The sequence below is a fragment of the Halobacillus salinarum genome, assembly GCF_022919095.1.
Lineage (GTDB): Bacteria > Bacillota > Bacilli > Bacillales > Halobacillaceae > Halobacillus_B > Halobacillus_B salinarum.
This window is the reverse complement of sequence record NZ_CP095073.1, coordinates 3,620,089-3,638,498: the sequence shown is the minus strand read 5'-3', so window position 1 is coordinate 3,638,498 and position 18,410 is coordinate 3,620,089. Positions and strand designations below refer to the sequence as shown.

16 protein-coding genes, 2 pseudogenes and 1 riboswitch are annotated in these 18,410 nt (G+C 41.0%); of the genes and pseudogenes, 12 read left to right on the top strand and 6 right to left on the bottom strand.

Going from position 1 to position 18,410, the window contains the following annotated elements; all coding sequences use genetic code 11:
- The first annotated feature begins 61 nt into the window (after positions 1–61).
- Positions 62–2,593, top strand: coding sequence for a cell wall-binding repeat-containing protein (locus tag MUN89_RS18900; RefSeq protein WP_244709445.1), 2,532 nt, complete (start codon positions 62–64; stop codon positions 2,591–2,593).
- 176 nt (positions 2,594–2,769) lie between these two features.
- Entirely contained in the window at positions 2,770–3,423 is a 654-nt protein-coding gene (locus MUN89_RS18895; protein WP_244709444.1) for a peroxiredoxin, read from the top strand.
- Between the two features lie 208 nt (positions 3,424–3,631).
- Here the strand turns inward: MUN89_RS18895 and MUN89_RS18890 are convergent.
- Both MUN89_RS18890 and MUN89_RS18885 read right to left on the bottom strand, forming a co-directional pair.
- Positions 3,632–3,838 (bottom strand): annotated as a pseudogene (locus MUN89_RS18890) (transposase); the annotation flags it as partial.
- A gap of 52 nt (positions 3,839–3,890) precedes the next feature.
- Positions 3,891–4,379 (bottom strand): DinB family protein, encoded by a 489-nt coding sequence (locus MUN89_RS18885; protein ID WP_244709442.1) that lies wholly within the window; start codon positions 4,377–4,379, stop codon positions 3,891–3,893.
- Positions 4,380–4,537: 158 nt separating this feature from the next.
- Here MUN89_RS18885 and MUN89_RS18880 point away from each other — a divergent pair.
- A pseudogene (locus MUN89_RS18880) lies at positions 4,538–5,286 on the top strand (YqcI/YcgG family protein).
- Between the two features lie 109 nt (positions 5,287–5,395).
- Complete coding sequence (gene fbpA / locus MUN89_RS22130; RefSeq protein ID WP_396266059.1) at positions 5,396–5,581, top strand: Fur-regulated basic protein FbpA; 186 nt, start codon at positions 5,396–5,398, stop codon at positions 5,579–5,581.
- Positions 5,582–5,615: 34 nt separating this feature from the next.
- Here the strand turns inward: fbpA and MUN89_RS18875 are convergent, their stop codons facing one another.
- Positions 5,616–6,584, bottom strand: a complete 969-nt coding sequence (locus MUN89_RS18875) for a bile acid:sodium symporter family protein (protein ID WP_244709440.1) — start codon at positions 6,582–6,584, stop codon at positions 5,616–5,618.
- 178 nt (positions 6,585–6,762) lie between these two features.
- Here MUN89_RS18875 and MUN89_RS18870 point away from each other — a divergent pair, with 178 nt between their 5' ends.
- The gene (locus MUN89_RS18870) at positions 6,763–7,179 is read left to right on the top strand and encodes a DUF4395 domain-containing protein (RefSeq protein ID WP_244709439.1); all 417 of its coding nucleotides are present in this window, start codon (positions 6,763–6,765) and stop codon (positions 7,177–7,179) included.
- 304 nt (positions 7,180–7,483) lie between these two features.
- On the opposite strand, the gene MUN89_RS18865 is transcribed toward MUN89_RS18870, so the two are convergent.
- Positions 7,484–9,397 (bottom strand): LTA synthase family protein, encoded by a 1,914-nt coding sequence (locus MUN89_RS18865; RefSeq protein WP_244709437.1) that lies wholly within the window; start codon positions 9,395–9,397, stop codon positions 7,484–7,486.
- A 190-nt stretch (positions 9,398–9,587) separates the two neighbouring features.
- Here MUN89_RS18865 and MUN89_RS18860 point away from each other — a divergent pair, with 190 nt between their 5' ends.
- The 3 genes from MUN89_RS18860 to MUN89_RS18850 all read left to right on the top strand — a co-directional run bounded on the left by MUN89_RS18860 (position 9,588) and on the right by MUN89_RS18850 (position 12,173).
- On the top strand, positions 9,588–10,283 hold the full coding sequence (locus tag MUN89_RS18860) for an AIM24 family protein (RefSeq protein ID WP_244709435.1): 696 nt from the start codon (positions 9,588–9,590) through the stop codon (positions 10,281–10,283).
- A 150-nt stretch (positions 10,284–10,433) separates the two neighbouring features.
- Positions 10,434–10,554, top strand: a riboswitch (SAM riboswitch).
- Positions 10,555–10,671: 117 nt separating this feature from the next.
- A complete protein-coding gene (gene msrA / locus MUN89_RS18855; RefSeq protein WP_244709433.1) occupies positions 10,672–11,145 on the top strand; it encodes a peptide-methionine (S)-S-oxide reductase MsrA in 474 nt (157 codons plus the stop codon).
- Between the two features lie 119 nt (positions 11,146–11,264).
- Entirely contained in the window at positions 11,265–12,173 is a 909-nt protein-coding gene (locus tag MUN89_RS18850; RefSeq protein ID WP_244709431.1) for a DMT family transporter, read from the top strand.
- A gap of 31 nt (positions 12,174–12,204) precedes the next feature.
- Here MUN89_RS18850 and MUN89_RS18845 read toward each other — a convergent pair whose 3' ends face one another.
- Together MUN89_RS18845 and MUN89_RS18840 are read right to left on the bottom strand one after the other, a co-directional pair.
- On the bottom strand, positions 12,205–12,687 hold the full coding sequence (locus tag MUN89_RS18845; RefSeq protein WP_244713941.1) for a ribonuclease H-like YkuK family protein: 483 nt from the start codon (positions 12,685–12,687) through the stop codon (positions 12,205–12,207).
- A 426-nt stretch (positions 12,688–13,113) separates the two neighbouring features.
- Positions 13,114–13,338: a hypothetical protein gene (locus MUN89_RS18840; RefSeq protein ID WP_244709429.1), complete on the bottom strand. Its 225-nt coding sequence runs from the start codon at positions 13,336–13,338 to the stop codon at positions 13,114–13,116.
- A gap of 159 nt (positions 13,339–13,497) precedes the next feature.
- On the opposite strand from MUN89_RS18840, the gene MUN89_RS18835 reads away from it, so the two are divergent.
- From MUN89_RS18835 to MUN89_RS18820, 4 genes are all read left to right on the top strand, one after another.
- A complete protein-coding gene (locus MUN89_RS18835; RefSeq protein WP_244709427.1) occupies positions 13,498–13,998 on the top strand; it encodes a DinB family protein in 501 nt (166 codons plus the stop codon).
- Between the two features lie 272 nt (positions 13,999–14,270).
- Complete coding sequence (locus tag MUN89_RS18830) at positions 14,271–15,287, top strand: NAD-dependent epimerase/dehydratase family protein (protein ID WP_244709425.1); 1,017 nt, start codon at positions 14,271–14,273, stop codon at positions 15,285–15,287.
- A complete protein-coding gene (locus MUN89_RS18825; protein WP_244709424.1) occupies positions 15,287–16,393 on the top strand; it encodes a dihydrodipicolinate synthase family protein in 1,107 nt (368 codons plus the stop codon). Before MUN89_RS18830 ends, MUN89_RS18825 begins: the two co-directional genes overlap by 1 nt.
- Positions 16,381–18,408 (top strand): alginate lyase family protein, encoded by a 2,028-nt coding sequence (locus tag MUN89_RS18820; protein ID WP_244709423.1) that lies wholly within the window; start codon positions 16,381–16,383, stop codon positions 18,406–18,408. The genes MUN89_RS18825 and MUN89_RS18820 overlap by 13 nt, the downstream gene beginning before the upstream one ends.
- The last annotated feature ends 2 nt before the right edge of the window (positions 18,409–18,410 follow it).

The window sequence follows — 18,410 nt, the reverse complement described above, 5'->3', positions numbered from 1 at the left end:
GATTCATGTATAATGAAAGAGGTAACAAAAGATAAAATGTAACGAAGAAAGGTGGAATTACGTGAGTAGGTTTGGCTTAAGATGCGCAATGATAGTCCTATTTTCATTTATTATTTTATCAGGGACTTCGAATGCAGCTGCAAAGAAGCAGGAAAAACCGATAGAAAGTTTTAAAAAGGAATCCGAGAATATTCAGCGGGAAGATTCAAAAATCTCCCTGTCTACGCAAAACGTTGAGTCAGTAAGACTTGACAACGTAAAAGACAGAGAAATCGTCCTCAGATTAAAACAGGATGCTGACTTGAATTTTTCTACATACCATGTGGTGAACAAGCAGGAACTCAATAAAAAATTCAGCCTGGTGACGGTACAAGTTCCTGACTCATATGATTACGAAAAAACGCTCAGGAAATTGAAGAGTCTTAAAGAAGTAGTTTCAGCTGTGCCCAATCATTATTATCATACAGACTTTTTACCTAAGGATACATATTACAAAGATAATCAAAAATACTTACATTTAATTGGAATGGAAGACGCATGGAATATCTCAAGAGGAAGTAAAGAAGTAAAGGTGGCAGTCATTGATACGGGTGTAAGTGAAAATCATCCTGATCTTAAAGGCAGACTTATAGAAGGGTATAATGCTACTTCACCGGGAAGTTCTCCTAAGGATAATGCAGGTCATGGTACACAAGTAGCCGGAATTATTGCAGCTAATACGAATACCCGCGGCATTACAGGAATCGCACCGGGGATCTCCGTACTGCCGATAAAAACCGGTAAAGAAGACATTTTGTCTGTCGATGCGATTGTCAAAGGAATTTATTACGCGATTGATAAGCATGTCGATATTATTAATATGAGCTTTGGTGGTTATGAATCAAACGAAGAAATCGAAGCTGCTTTGTGGGATGCACACAAGGCAGGAATTACTCTAGTTGCCTCAGCAGGGAATGATGGCAGTTCTACGGTCGAATATCCTGGTGCGTACCCATGGGTCATCGCCGTTGGAGCAACTGATACGAGAAACGGGAAGTTTGTTAAGGCCGGCTTCTCTAACTACGGTGGTCATTTAGATTTAATGGCACCAGGAGTGGAGCTGTTCAGCACGAGCTTAGATGGTTCGTATGATTTTAAGAGCGGTACGTCATTTTCTGCTCCAGTTGTGAGTGGTCTGGCAGCTTTAATCAAGACAAAACATAAAGACTGGACACCCTCTCAAGTTGAATTTGCCCTTGAATATGGGACAGATTCGATGAGTAAGCAGGAATTTAACAATGAAACGGGCTTTGGTGAAGTCAACGGGGAGAAGGCAGTGTCAGCGTCTTTAAAGAATATTGGAGAGGATCGAGCAGGTTTTTCCCTTAATAGCGCAGAGCTTATGACAGAGCTCCCTTTTTCAAAAGAAGGATTAAACTTTCCAAATGATCAGGACCTGTTGAAACTTGAAGTGAAATACACAGGAAAGGCGTCTGTAACGGTAACTCATCCGGCATCATTTATGGACCTTACCGTCCGTCTCTATGAAAAGAAGGATGGAAAACTCTACAAAACTTTGACAAGCGATCAAGGTTTACAAGGAGAACCTGAACAGTTCACCTTTGATATAAAGCCTGGGAGCTACTATTTAGGAATCTCAGATTATTATGGTAACTGGTCGAAACAGAAGTACAAAGTAGAAGTACAAAGACAGCTTGACCAGCCTGAGCGCCTGAAAGGAAACAGCAGGTATGCCACCGCTGCTGCCATTTCTAAAAAAGGATGGGATAAAGGGGCGGAAGCTGTAGTCTTAGCAACGGGTGAAAATTTTCCCGATGCTTTATCCGGTTCTCCTCTTGCTTATCAATTAGATGCTCCGATTCTGTTAACACGGACTTCTTATTTAGTCACTGAGGCAAAAAAGGAAATCGAGCGGTTAAAAGCTAAAAACGTATATATTCTGGGAGGAGAAGGGGCTGTCTCAGAAAAAGTAGAAAACACCTTGGAGAACATGGGGCTGAGTGTGACCAGGATTTCCGGCACGAATCGTTATGAAACATCGGCAGCTATTGCTGAAGAGCTCTTATCGATGCAAGGGAAGGATCACTTTGATAAAGCCATCGTTTCCTATGGTGAAAAATTCCCGGATGCCTTGTCATCTGCTTCTTACGCTGCCCGAAATGGTTATCCAATTCTCCTTACTGAGAAGGATGAGCTCCCAGCTGAAACAGAACGAATGGTAAGAGGAGTCCCGGAAACCATTGTTGTTGGAGGTGAAGGAGTCGTCAGTGAGGAAGTTGTTCAGGAACTGCCAAACGCTCTACGCTACGCAGGTACAAATCGTTTTGCCTCTGCAGCTGCTCTTCTAAACGGAATGCAGGTAACTTATCAAGCTGCAATAGTCGCAACAGGTTACAATTTCGCGGATGCGTTAACGGGCTCTGTATTGGCAGCTAAGTTGAATGAACCCATTCTCCTCGTTAAGAAAAACGAAATACCTGCTGAAATTCTTAATTATATAGACAACACCGGTATAAACAAATTTACGGTTCTCGGCGGTGATGGGGCCGTTAATCAAGAAGTAGGTGCACAACTGCTGGAAAGAATGAATTAAATGTAAAACCGCTCCTCTTTCGGGGAGCGGTTTTATTATGGAGAATGTCAAGTGTTCGTTAATGAAGAAAGGTACTCAAAATAAGAAAATGGTTGGATTTTATTCCTGCCGAGGTTACTTCACTAAGAAATAGGGTACACGGTATTTGGAAGTTAAATGATAAGGAGGAGACTACATTGGAACAAACGCAAACGATTAGTTTACCGCGGATTGGTGAAAGAGCTCCGGAATTCAAAGCTAAAACTACTCACGGAGAAATTTCTAATCATGATTATGACGGCCAATGGTATATTTTATTTTCCCATCCTTCTGATTTTACCCCTGTGTGTACTAGTGAATTTGTGAGTTTTCAAAAGATCTATCCTGAATTAAAAGAGATGGGGATAGAACTGTTGGGGCTGAGTATTGACAGTGTCAGTTCGCACATTGCCTGGATAAGGAATATTGAAGAGAAACTGGACACGAAAATTGAGTTCCCCATTATTGCAGATTTAAATAAAGAAGTAGCTGCGAAGTATGGCATGGTTATGCCAGAGAGTAATAATACGGAAACTTCACGAGCTGTTTTTGTGATCGATGATAAACAAATGATCCGCTCCATCATTTATTATCCACTGACGATCGGGAGAAATATGAGGGAGATTATGCGCCTTGTCCATGCATTAAAAACCTCTGATGAGCATGGCGTATCTACGCCTGCGGACTGGAGTCCAGGGGATAAAGTAATTGCTCCTCCACCCAAAACGAAGGAAGGAGCAGAGGAACGACTTAACAGCAAAGATTATGAATGTGTAGATTGGTATTATTGCAAAAAGGATATAGATGAATAGAAACATGCTGCCTTTCAAGAAACTGTCGAGCGATGCTCGACAGTTTCAGCTTGTAGAGAAACCCGTGTTTTCTACAAGCTTTTTTTCTTACCTTAAGGAGCGATTGCCCCTTCCCTTTCCGCGGACGAGCGCCCGAGCCTCCTCGCGAAACCCACGCTCGGCGGTCTCGGCTCACTTGTTCTTCCGCAGGAGTGGAAGGACCTCGCTCCTAGGGATTTTTTAAAGACAGAAAAAGACTCTCCTTCACCTCGCTGCCCCTAGCTGGATGGAGGAGAGTCTTCTTCATGTTCTGACAGGCAGCTGTCATCAGCGCCGGTTCCTTTACTTTTTCTTTTCCACGCAAACGGCAATAGCGCAGCCCATGCCGTTCTTTTGAATCTGCGAAGCTGCGCTCCACTTTCTCGACAGTTTTTTTACGGCATTTAATAAGGAAACGGGCCGGATCATAGCAGATAACCAGTTGTCGTTTAGTTATCTACGAGTCTTTTTACTTCTTTCATTTGGTCAAGGTGACGTAATTCATGCCAGCCAATAAACTCAACCCATTGTTCTAAATCCAGGTCTCCAAATGCGGGATGCGGATAGGTGTGACTGCGAAGTGTCTGCCTGTCCTTGTTATGAATTAGAAAAAGAGTAGCTTCTCGTGTGTGTTCGAGCCCTTCAAGAGCCTCCTGGGTGGAGGTAAACCTTCCATTCGGACGCACAGACTCTGGGGCTTGAACTTTGTAAGTGCGGTTTTTTGTCTTATGCAATGGTTTACTGGAGGTTTTCTTAACCTCTCCTTTTTTAATGGATTGATTAATTTGTTGAATGATTACCTTCTCCATTAAATAAAGATGCTCTAATATTTCAAGCATTGACCATGACTCAGAATCAGGCTTTTTTACCGTCTCTTCTTCAGGGATACTATGAATAAAATTAAGAACTTCTTCTCTTTTTTCTTCTAGTCCATACATAAATCATATCACTCCCAATAAATCCTATTTCCTGAAGTTTATCACACGGAAAGAACACATTGTATTTAAAATGCTTAAGCTACGCAGAGAGTTTTCATATTTTCTATGAGCTTAGAATAAAAGTTAAGCATGTCATTTTTTAAATGGAGGGAGTTAGAGTGAGAGAAAGTAAGTTATATCAGAAAGAGCAGATACACGATAAACACATTGTCCCGAACTGGGTCTTAAAAGAATATGAGAGTTTCCACCGAGTGGTCACAGATAAAACTTTTCCTTGTTACTTCGGAATGTCAGCGGAAAAGCGTGGGGAACTGCGTTATTCTTATATTACTCATCAGGACTGGAGTCACCTTCCCCATACATTGGAAGAGTTCATTCTTTTGGCAGAACGGAATTCCCCCCGTATTCGACATGGTTTATTCTTATTCGTAGAACCAGAGGTACAGGAGCAGTCGATTGATTATTACAGGGAGTATTTTTGGAGGATTCTTCAATATTTACATGAGGAGGACTCTAAACCATGGCCAAGTGATTATCCAAAGGATCCAGATCATTACTTATGGGCTTTTTCTTTTGGTGGGAGCCTTTTTTTGCTTTTGGTAATGCTCCTGCCTATAAGCAGAGGAAAACAAGGGATTTAGGAAAAAGTTTAGTGATCGGATTTCAGCCAAGACGAATATTTGAAGGACTGGAAGGGACTACACCAGGCGGCCACATGTCCCGGGAAAAAGTCAGAGAACGTGTAGAACAATGGGATCAGCTGCCTAAGCATCCGAATATCAGTCATTATGGAGATCCGGAACATAGGGAATGGAAGCAGTATTTTATCGGTGATGACGTAGAGCCTATGATAGGGAAATGCCCCTTTCGGCATAAACAAGCTCACATTAATAAAGTTAAAAAATGATAAATGTGAGGATATTGTGAAGTAGGTTTCAAAGCAGGGGCATTCGGTTATCTGGTAAGTGAACAATACCCCTTATGTTCAGCATATTGAGGAGAGGAGACATATCAAAATGTCGAAACAGCTTAGAAAAGGGTTAATTCAGCGTCGAACATTTTTGATTAGAGAACTGTCAAACTCACACATTTACAAGAATAATGATAAACAAAAGCTTTTTGATATGACATTTCGTGAACTTGAAAAAGAATATTCGTATTTACACCGTCACTCGTCCAATAAACAAAAAATTGTCCAATGAATAAAAAAGGATGACCGACAAGGTCATCCTTTCCTTATGAAACGGTTCTCATCTGTTTTTTTTCCGCTTGATCATCCTTTTCCTTCTGCTTTCTAAATATCGTTGCAATAATAGGACCTGATATATTATGCCAAACACTAAAGATAGCACTTGGAACAGCAGCTAGCGGGGAGAAATGAACGGCAGCAAGGGAAGCTCCAAGACCAGAGTTTTGCATTCCTACTTCGATAGAAACGGCCCGTTTCTTAGCTGGTTCCATTTTAAACAGCTTTCCTAGACCATAACCAGCAGCATATCCTATAACATTGTGCAGAACAACGATTGCGAAGATGAATGCCCCCGTTTGAGCAATCTGTTCCTGATTTACTCCAATGACCGCTGCGACTATTGCTACAATGGCGATCACGGATACAAGAGGAAGCACTTTTATTCCAGCTTCCACTTTATTTCCGAGAAGAGCTTTAACAATAAGTCCCAGCACAATAGGTACAATCACTATTTTTACAATCGATAGGAATAATGCCGAAGCAGATACCGGCAGCCATTGACTGGCAAATAATAATATGAGAGCAGGTGTAAGAAAAGGAGCAAGCAGTGTTGAAACTGCCGTAATTGAAACAGATAATGCGGTATCTCCCTTAGATAGATAAGTCATTACATTAGAAGAAGTCCCACCAGGACAGCACCCTACTAAAATAACCCCGACAGCCACTTCTTTTGAGACGGGCAGTACGGAAACAAGTAAAAAGGCAATCAAAGGCATCATAACAAACTGAGCAGCTACACCTATAGCTACGTCTTTAGGACGCTTAAATACCTCCTGGAAGTCATTTTTTGACAAAGTCAATCCCATACCAAACATGATTATTCCTAATAATGGAACAATGTAGGGGGCAATCCAAGTAAATCCTTCCGGAAAGGCGAAGGCTAAAATGGCAAAAAGTACCACCCACAAGGCAAAGGTGCTTCCTACAAAGCTGCTGATTCTTTCTAAGCTTTTCATTTTTTCACTCCTTATCTATGTAAATATAATTTCAAATTATACTCTCTTTTCAGAACATTTGAACCATTATGTCAGGGAAAAAAATGAAAAGAAATACTAAAACTTTATGTACGGAGTATTTATCTTTAATCCGACTAAAACACCATGTATAATATGTATTAATAAAGGAGGAAGGTATTTGAGTATTCCAAAACCGCTCGTGCAACTTAATCAAGCTTTTATTGTTATAAGTGTTTTGGCCGCTTTGTTTTCTTATAAAACAATACTCGTTATTCCATTTGCAGTAGGTGTGTACACGCTGTTTACTAAACATAATCCAGTTATTAAAGCTGGGAAATGGTTTTTAAGAAAACCCGCTCACCACTACGTTCCAGAGGACAAAGACCAACAGTTGTTTAACCAATGGATTGCAACGATCAGTCTCGGATTAGCTCTGATTTGCTTTTACGCAGGCCAGCCTTTACTAGGGTATGCCTTTGCATTGATGGTCACTGGGGCTGCGGGAGCTGCCCTTTTAGGCTTCTGTATAGGTTGTACAATACGTTATCGATTTATGATGTGGAAGTACAAACGATCGCGTACTTCTTCTGAGTAAACACGCCTGCACAAAAACAAGTGATACAGACGGAAACCCGAACCATTTACGTATTGGTTCGGGTTTCCTTATTTCAGCTATACATGTGTACGTACCACTTCGTCTACATTCTCCGCTTTCAACCAGGGTCTTCGACTCGTGCTCTTACTGAATTTGTTTGTATTGACTACACTTTCAATCGTCCTTTGATTTATACGATTTTCATAGTTGTCTTTTAATAGTCCTAGTTCTGTCCATAGTCCTTTGTTATTACAAGATTCATATAAAAAAAGCTGGAGAAAATGATTTCTCCAGCTTTCCTTCTTTATTTTGATTCTTCTTTTTCTTTATCCGCTTTTTCTTTCTGCTCGCTGTCCATAAATCGTAGTAGATCGCCGTAAACAACTTTATCGGAATAGTCGAGTTCTTTATCCGCTTTTTCTTTTAGAGGTGCGCAGGTTTCTGCCTCAATTTCTTTCTCTGTTGATTTGTCATAACATTTGTTGCCTTCAGCAGCATACACATACTTATCGGTAACAACACTGCCATCACGAAGAATAGTAAAGTCTTCCCGGTTTTTAGAGAACAAGTCTGTGCCAAACTGGACATCATTCTTCTCATCAATTCCAAGCAAGTGAAGGATGGTGGGTTTCAAATCAATTTCTCCACCAACAGTATGCATATCTTTCCCTTTCATACCAGGGATGTGAATGATCAATGGTACTTTTTGAAGCTGGACATGCTCGAATGGACGAATATCTTTACCAAGGATCTCACTCATGGCACGGTTATGGTTTTCAGATATACCATAGTGATCCCCATAAAGAACGAAGATCGTATCTTTGTACTGTCCATTTTCTTTCATAAGCTTGAAGAACTTTTTAATGGATTCATCTTCATATCGAACCGTTTGGAAATAACGGTCTACAGAACCATCTCCGGTGTTCGCAGGTTCTATCATTTCCATGTTCTTATTATTGGTAATATAAGGATAGTGGTTCGTCATCGTAATAAACTTGGCATAATAAGGCTGTTTTTCCTTATTTAACATAGGCATGGACTGTTCGAAGAATGGAATATCCTTCAGTCCATAGTTTACAGAGTTCTCGTCTGTAACGTGGTATTCCTCTTTAGAATAAAACTTGTCATAGCCAAGGGTTTGATACATGACATCCCTGTTCCAGAAACTGTCATGGTTTCCGTGGAAGACAATTGGATTGTATCCATTATCCTTTAATATCTCAGGTGTTGCATTATATTCATTGCTGGCATTTGTTGTATATACGGCGCCACGCGGCAAGCCATACAGAGAGTTGTCAATTAAGAACTCTGCATCTGAAGTTTTACCTTGTCCGGTATTATGATAGAAGTTATCAAAGTAAAAGCTGTCATCGGCAAGATCGTTAAGGAACGGCGTAATCTCCTGCCCGTGCAGTTTACGGTCCATGACAAAGTTTTGGGTGGACTCCAATGAAACAAGTACGACATTCTTTCCTTTTGCTTTCCCGAAGTATTTACCGTGCACACCCATTTTCCCTTGCTGGGAGTTCACGTAGTTCAAGATTTCGGTCAATTCGTTACTATCTGCGAATACACGGCGTGATGAAGTTTTAGCCGTCATGACACTATCATAGACGTGATAATTATAGATTCCTAGAAGTTTTACTAGTTTTGCTCTGTCAAACGTACGAACGAGCAGTTGTGGACGTTCTACCTCAGCAAGGCTTAAATTCACTGCTGCAAACCCAAGAACAGCTGCATAAACCATTGCAATTGTACGTTTGCGGAATTCCATCGCTGGACGTGTTTTTTTACGCATTACCCATACGAGAAGGATAACAACGTCAATCCAATAAAGGATGTCCATTGGATGGGTAAGGGCTTTAGTGCTTCCGCCAAGATCTCCGAAGTTTTTATACTGCATGAGAACGGGTAATGTAATAAAATCATTGAAAAATCTATAATACACTACATTGGCATACAACACGAAAGACATAAGGAAATAAATCGTCATAAACGCTTTATTTCGTTTTTTCGGTGAAAAGAAAAATGATAGTCCTAAAAAGAAAAGAATAGAACTAATCGGAGTGATGACTAATATGAACTGTTGAATACCATTTTCAATATCTAGAGTAAACGCTGTTTGTAAGGCATAGTAGGTTTTTGCCCATAGGAACACTATGGCTGCTGCAAAGAAAACCCACCCTTTGTTTAAAAGTTGTTTTTTGTCCTGATTCATGATGAACCTCCTAAATTATTCTTTCATGAATTGTATAATAATATAAATTAACAAAAATTTTACATTAAGTAAACAAGTAAGAAGAACTAAATTATGAAAGATTTGTTACAATGTACTCTTATGAAACTTAACCCATTTTACACACGTATAAACCTAAAAGTCAAAACAAATTTAGAAAGGGGTAGATGATATGACAACATTTTCCATTAATGATTTTGTATCCCAAACGAAGCAGGATGATGCAGAGAATGAATTTTTTGAGCTGGAAACCCCTAGAATACTAGAAGTAAATTTAACCGATCGTGTATGGGCGAAAGCAGGTTCCATGATTTCTTATATTGGTCAAATCAAATTTGAACGTGAAGGAATCCTCGAGCACGGAGTTGGGCGGATGTTTAAAAAAGCCTTTTCCGGCGAAGGAACTTCATTAATGAAAGCAGAAGGTAGCGGACGTCTTTACTTAGCCGATCAGGGTAAGAAAATTACTATTTTTGATTTGAACAATGAATCGATCACTGTAAATGGAAATGACCTGCTGGCATTTGAGCCTGGTATTGAATGGGACATTAAGTTAATGAAGAAAGTCGCCGGGATGTTATCTGGTGGTCTCTTTAATATTACGCTGCAAGGTACCGGGCTGGTGGCTGTCACTTCTCATTATGAACCGTTGTCTTTACTTGTTAGTCCTGGAGAACCAATCATTACGGATCCTCATGCCACAGTTGCCTGGTCCGGCCATCTGCAGCCGGAATTTCGCACGGATATCAATTTGAAGACTTTTTTTGGCAGAGGTAGTGGAGAATCGATACAAATGGAATTTTCCGGCGAAGGATTTGTCATTGTCCAGCCTTTTGAAGAAGTGTATTCGGAAGGACGAAATTCATGACTTAATGAACCGATGTTACAGGTGGTGCAACCGCCGTCATTTTATTTCCTCGACAAACATACATTAATTAATAAAAAAATTTCGTGCTTCTTCCTTTACTTCAGAACGAAATCATTGTAAGATGAGAACTATCAAAATAATAACGGAAACTTCTTATCCAGAGAGGCGGAGGGACTGGCCCTTTGATGCCCGGCAACCATCGATTCAATCACTGATTGAAGAGAACGGTGCCAATTCCTGTAGGATGTGTAAGCATCCTAAGAGATGAGAGGATCGTACGGATATTACGACCCCTTTTCTTATTTGGATAAGAAAAGGGGTCTTTTTGGTAGTTTAAACCGTCCAGCTCTCGAATGAAGAAGTTGCGTTAACGAAAGGAAAGATGAGGATGGCGACAGCGATTTTTGGTGCAGGATGCTTTTGGGGAGTAGAAGCCTTCTTTGAAAGGTTTGAAGGGGTAACAGCCACTGAAGTGGGGTACACAGGCGGAACTGTACAAAATCCAACATATGAACAAGTGAAGACTGGAGAGACAGGGCATGCAGAAGCTGTGAAAATTACTTACGACCCTTCTATCATTACTTTTAATGAACTGGTAAACATATTCTTTGAAGCCCACGACCCAACCTCCAAGGATCAGCAAGGTGCAGATATCGGGCATCAGTACCGTTCAGTTATTTTTTATAACGATGCAAGTCAAAAATATATTGGAGAAGAAAAGATTAAAGAATGGGGTCAAAAAGGAATTTTCAAACGTCCAATTGTGACAAGATTGCAGCAAGCAGACACTTTTTATAGAGCTGAGGAATACCACCAAAAATATTTTCAAAAAAATGGATCAGTAGCTTGCGGGATTGGCTGATCAAGCAAAGAGCCTTCGAACGGCTCTTTTTTTATTGAGCAATTTAAGCAGGTTACGTGAAAAGAATTTTGTCCTATAATTAGCTATGGACAGTTCGTAACTTTTAAGGAGAGATACATATGCGGCTATATGTGGCGCTTGGAGCTTTAAGTTTAATATGGGGATTATCGTTTGTTTTTATCAAGTGGCTGGTCGAACCAGCAGGGCTGTGGGGTACTGTTTTTATTAGGTGTACTGCTGGAGCTGTGGTAGTACTTCCGCTTCTATGGAAAAACAGGCGGGAATTCATTCGACGGGTACCGTATCAAGATTTGTTGGTAGTAGGAGTGTTTAATGCAGGACTCCCTTGGGGACTAATTGCCCTTAGCGAGACACAAATCAATAGTACTACTGCCGCTGTACTTAACGCTTTAACTCCTATTTGCACAGCTTTTATCGGCTTTTTGTTTTTCTCAATCAAGCTGAAGCCCCAGCAGTGGGGAGGGGTGGTTCTTGGGTTTCTAGGAATTCTCGTCCTTATGAATTTTGAGGCAGGGGAATTATTGAAAGAAAACTTTATTGGGATGGGAACGATGATCCTTGCTGCGATTTGTTATGGATTCTCTTCCCAGTACACAAAGAAGAACTTACAAGAAACTGGAGTTTTGTTGATTGCTGCATGCACATTAACTGTCGGAGCCATAGTCGGTCTCATAGGCATGGGAGTAACTGGTTCATTTAAGGCATTTGTCCATGTGCCATTTTTAGATCCGAAAGTATTAATTGCCATTATTGGTCTAGGTTGTTTTGGCTCAGGGATCGCTCATTTACTTTTTTATTATCTCGTTACAAGAGGCAGTGCGGAGTTTGCTACTTCAGTTACGTATTTAATTCCAATTACAGCCATGATTTGGGGCTTTATCTTATTGCATGAACAACTAACAAGCCGCCTGGCTCTAGGATTAGTAATTATCTTTACCGGAGTTTACTTGGCTGGCAGAAAATCCGTCCGTTTCAGGACGGCCATTAAATCAAAAAAAGCCGGCTGAAACCACAAAAAAGCAGCATTAATTAGCTGCTTTATTTCGTATATCTGTTCGCATAGCTGCTGGCTACGATAGAATCAGGTTTGATTTTGGGTTCGATGCCCAGGGATTCGATTCTTGCAATCATTTCATTTACATAAACACGGGTCCTGTTTCGGTCCCCTGCACCAATATCGATATGGCCTTCCATAGTAAAAGTCGAACCTTTATAAATATAAGGAAGGATCAGGTCAATAAGCTGATTAATTTTGTCCGGAGTAAATAAGGCAGCTACTTCTTCCGTTAAAGTGGTCTCAAAAGAGATTCTTTCATGAAGGACGGTCATTTTTCTTGGTATTTTCACTTTACGGAAACAGGCCCATGCCCCTTTTCCTACCCTTTGAATGACAATTCCAGTGATGAATAATGTATAGTCACGGTGGATTTGGGAATCTGTACCTAACATGAGCCTGTAATTTCCTAAGGGGTCCGAGCTTACAAAGCGATAGATATGTTCATACACTTCTGAAAAATTCATCTTGTCCCGGGCAATGTTCTGAAAAGTAAGTTGCTGGTCCACTTTAAACACCTCAGTAATAGAAATGATCTTTCTGTTATTTCAAGCAGTATTACTAGTAAATGGTGATCCGTATAATGTATGAAAGTGTCAACTGCAGTAAAGATCTTACCCATAGTGTATGTTGTTTTTATTCATTCGTCTGGATGATCCCGGCTCATATCCTATTTCATTCGCTGTCCATAACAATTTCCCTTCACAAAGAGCGTAGCATTGCCTTCTTTTTTCAAAACCTTAACAATTTGTCCGGTTAAGTAAGGTTTAATATAAGATAGTATGCCTAGTGTACTTCTTATTATTCAAATCCCTCACTTTATCCTTGATTACTATCAACATATGAAAAAAAGAAGAAATCATTCCTTTGTAAGGCTTATCTGAACACTTAAGTTAGAAAACAAACACCCAAAAGAGAATGACAATAATAAGAAATGTTATGGCATAAATCAGTGTAAGAAGTGGAATACTTGAATGCTTATCCGCTTCTACCAGGCTCTTTACTTCTTCTTCCTTGGATTTTTCTTCTCTATTTAACACGCGTCTGGCGATCCAAAGAGTTCCTATTAAAGCCGCCGCACAAAGAATGGCGATAATCAAATAGTAAATGGAGTTCATTCTTCTCCCCTCACTTCCTCCGTAAGTATTTCCATTATAAAGGGAATTCCTTCCGTAAAGCGAAAAGTTAGTTTATTTATGCGTAATAAAGGTAATAGACGTTGAAGCCTAGAAATGAATATTATAATGAATTCATAATCCAGGGTGGGAGGCTGCGCAATGTATCAATCTTTGAACGGGTTCTTTGCTTCCTGGGAATTTGAATGTGATCAAACAAAAAAGTTGTTTCAATGTTTATCTGATGAAGCTTTGCAGCAGAAAATCACAGCAGATGACAGAGATTTAGGGAGAATCGCCTGGCACTTAATTATTTCGATAAAAGAGTTAATGAATCACACAGGATTAAATATTGAAGCACCCGAAGAAGAGGAAATTATTTATTCAGCTTCCGTCATCATTCAAGAATACGAAAATACGTGTGAATCTTTAAAGAAAGAGATTTATACGCAATGGACAGATCAATCTTTACAAGAAAAGAATTCACTGTTTGGCAAGGAAATGCCCAATCGTTTTTTTCTCATGACCCTGATTCGTCATCAGATCCACCATCGGGGCCAGATAACGGTGTTGATGCGTCAAGCTGGTTTAAATGTCCCTGGTATCTATGGACCATCCAGAGAGGAATGGGGCGCATTAGGAATGAAAGTCCCTAAAGTATAAAAGTGGAAATCTTTTATTATTGAAAAATTGGCGGTGGCACTGTTTTATTCATTTATTTGAAAATAGCGACTTGAGTTTCACTACATAGCTGACAATACATGCTTTCTCTCTGTAACTGTTTCATTCAGTAAGGAGGAAAGCTTCTTTTTTTGGGGCTGATCTGCACATGCTTTCAGCGGCTGCGATTAAAGGACGAATTAAAGTCGTTGTTTGTTCTTAATCGATCCCCTACTATTTATGGTAACTGTAAGAGAAGAGTAGGAGGGAAACGAATGGAAACGATTGAAGAACTCGAATTAAAAATGTGTCAGCCATCCAAAGAACTTATTCATGATTTATCCCAGCTTCAAGGAGATATCATGATTTTGGGAGTGGGAGGGAAAATGGGGCCGACTTTAGCGATGCTTGCTAAAAACGCGGTCCGCTCCGGGCAAGTGAATAGAAGAATTATTGGGGTTTCGAGATTTTCCAGCGGTTCATTACAAGCGGAGTTGGAAGACTTCGGAATCGAAACGTTAAAAGCTGATTTATTACAAGATGAAGAATTGCAGGGTCTTCCTGAAGTAGACAATATTATTTACATGGCTGGCAACAAATTCGGTACCAATGGGAACGAGCATTTTACTTGGGCTATGAATGCCTACTTGCCGGGAAGAGTGGCAGAAAAGTTCAAAAATTCACGGATGGTTGCTTTTTCAACTGGCAATGTGTACCCTCACAGTTTGGTTGGACGAGGAGGATCCTCAGAAGAAAATAGGCCCGGGCCAGTTGGCGAATATGCACAATCCTGCTTGGGCAGAGAAAGAGTATTAACCTATTTTTCGCATGCTTATCGTATGCCACAGGTCCATTTTCGTTTGAATTATGCTATTGACTTAAGGTACGGCGTGTTAGTTGAGATAGCAAAAGCAGTAATAGAGGAGCGGCCGATTGATCTTGCTATGGGATTTGTGAATGTAATCTGGCAAGGAGATGCCAATGAAATGGCATTACGCTCTTTGCTCCACTGCGATTCTCCGCCATTAACCCTCAATATTACTGGACCAGAAACCCTTTCTGTCCGCTGGTTAGCAGAGCGATTTGGAGAACAACTTGGAAAAAAACCAATGTTTTCAGGGGAAGAGCAGGAAAAAGCACTTTTAAATAATGCTTCACGCTCTCATCAGCTGTTTGGCTATCCAAAAGTATCGATTAGGGAAATGATTGAATGGACAGCAGAGTGGCTGAAGCATAATGGCGAGCTTCTGGGCAAACCAACTCATTTCCAGGAGAGAAAGGGGAATTATTAATGTCCTTTGCAAAGCTCGACCTTCCTTTGAAGGAACTTCTATTAGAAGGCTTGGTCATTCCTGCGCACCCTCTAGCATTAAATAAAGATCGCACCCTTAACGAGCCCTATCAACGGGCGCTTACAAATTATTACTTAGCAAGTGGTGCTGGTGGAATAGCTGTAGGTGTCCACACGACCCAATTCGAAATCAGGGATCCGCAAATCAATTTGTATGAGAAGGTGTTAAGACTGGCTGCTGAAGAAGTAAATAAAGCCTCTCTAAACCAACCTATTATTAAGGTTGCGGGGCTTGCCGGTCCATTGTCTCAGGCAGAAAAAGAAGCGGAAATCGCTCTTGAAGAGGGGTATCAATTAGGCTTATTAAGCATGGGGGGATTAAAACATCTTTCAGAAAAAGAACATTTAGAGAGAGTCAAAGAAGTAGCTTCCATTATCCCCGTGTTTGGATTTTATTTGCAGCCGGCAGTAGGCGGCCGGTTATTTAGTTATGAATTTTGGCGAGAATTCGCAGAGATTCCAGGGGTTGAAGCGATTAAGCTTGCCCCTTTTAATCGATACGCTACCCTGGAAGTTGTGAGGGCGGTATGCCATTCAACACGTTACCAGGAAATCGCTCTCTACACCGGGAATGATGATCACATTGTCGCTGATTTATTATCCGATTATAAATTTAAGGTAGGCAGCGAAGTGAGAACTAAAGGCTTTGCAGGGGGACTGCTTGGTCAGTGGGCAGTATGGACAACGAAGGCAGTGGAGTTGTTGGACCAAGTAAAAAAAGCCAAAAAAGAAGGTCTCATCCCTCAAGAGCTGCTCATATTGGGAAATGAACTGACAGATGCAAATCGTGCGATTTTTGATGCCGGCAATGATTTCAAAGGAAGCATTGCTGGAATAAACGAAGTGTTGAAGCGTCAGGGATTACTTAAGGAAAACATCTGCTTAAGTGATCACGAAACATTAAGCCCGGGCCAATGGGAGGAGCTCTCTCGTGTTCATCGTGTCTACCCTCATTTGCATGACGATGAATTTGTAAAGGAAAACGTGCAGCAATGGTTGGGAAGTCTGTCAATGAACAGTAAGGAGGGAAGAGCTTGCAAACCTTAAGTGAACCGAGGTTTTTTTATTCCTATGACCAAAGTAAAGAAATCACCAGGCTCTCTAAGGAAATGTGGCCCGAAGAGGTAAATGAATTATTGAACCGGGCGGATTTGGCCTGTCAGAACACCTTCATTTTTACTCATCGATGGGATATGGAACGTTGTGAAGAGCCGGTCCATTTTACAGAGACCATCGATTGGACGTATCAATGGAACAATGATTTTGAATGGACCGTAAATTTAAATCGTTCCCGCTTTATGGCTGAACTGGGGCAGGCTTACTGGTTAACTGGGGAGGAACGCTTTGCTTCTGCCTACATCCGGTTGTTAAAAGATTGGATTTCCCAAAACCCTTTAACGATAGAGGAGATCCATCAAAGTGCCAGCTCACATTACAACGTCAAAGACACTTGGAGAAAGCTGGATAGCGGAATTAGAATAACAAATTGGCTTAAAGGGTATGTTTGTGTATCTCAGTCCAGTCTGTGGGGGGAAGCGGAGGAACGGATTTTTTCTGAGTCAGTCCACATGCATGGCAGATATCTGGCAATTGCTTACACTCCCCACGATAAGCAAAGCAATTGGGGCTTTCTTGAGACGAATGGGTTGTTTCAAATTGCTTTATTATTTCCTGATTTCGAGGAGTCAACAGACTGGTTACAGTTGGCCGCCGAAAGGCTTGAGAAGATGTGCCGCCTTCAAGTGTTTAGTGACGGGATGCATAACGAGCAAAGTCCTATGTATCATCACGAGGTGCTCCACTGTCTATTTGAACCCGTGTTGCTCAGTAAGCTCAATAATATCACTTTACCTGAGACAGTCATTGTGTCTTTAGAACGCATGTTAACAGCTTCGCTGGCTATGGTTAAGCCGAACGGACACCAGCCGATGTTAAGTGACAGTGATGATACGGATATTCGTGATATCCTGACGCGTGGAGCCCAGTTTTTTCAGCGTGGTGATTTAAAAGCCCAAGGGTATCCGGTACTGGACTTTGATAGCCTCTGGTATTTTGGGAAAGAGGGGGCTGAACATTATTCGGCTCTTGAATCAAAAGATCCTCTTTTTGTGTCTGCTTATCTTCCGCAAGCGGGCTTGTCTATCTTAAGAAGTGAGTGGTCGGACCAAGGGAATTATTTATTATTCGATGGTGGGCATATGGACATTATTCAAGCTCATGGGCACGATGATTTTCTACATGTGGAACTTGCTGCCGGCGGCAAAGAGTTTCTTGTCGATACGGGAAGATACACGTACAAAGAGAATCCATTCAGAAAATATTTTAAAGAATCTTTTCAGCACAACACAACGAGTGTTGATGGGAAAAGCATTTCTAACTATGTGGATTCCTGGAACTGGGACCAGACAGCTGTCCCCGTAAATCAATTTTGGAACAGCACAGCACATTTTGATTATGTGCAGGCTGGCCATAATGGCTACATGAGGCTTGAAGATCCTGTCCAAGTTCAAAGGCAGCTTTTATTTGTTAAACCAGATTATTGGATCATACTCGACAGCTTCCGCTCGCACAAAGAGCATTTATATACCCAGCACTTCCATTTAGCTGAAGAAATTAGTCTGACTGTGGACGAGAGTTCCGGTTCCGCGACTATGAAACATAGCGAGGGCCAGGGATTATCAATGAAATGGCTCGATCCCGTTCAAATAACGGGAGGAGAATGTTCAATTTCCAGGCATTACAATCAAAAAACACAGTCAAAGAAGATTAATGCTCAACTGAAAGGGAGCGGGTTGACTCAACTGTTTACGATCCTTTCTCCTTTTTACGAAGAACCGGATATTTCCATAAAAAAAATGGAGGTACGGGATACCCGCGGCAATAAAGTTCCTCCAAATAAGGCAGCAGCCATTGAGATTAAGACAGCGGACGGTTCAGATACTGTACTGTTTTCCCACCAGGGGCCAAATAGCTACCAATTTGCTGATACCCACTTAACGGGGGAAGTTTTGCTTGTAAAAAGAAGAAATGGCACAGAACAAACATGGACGGTTAAAGTCTGATG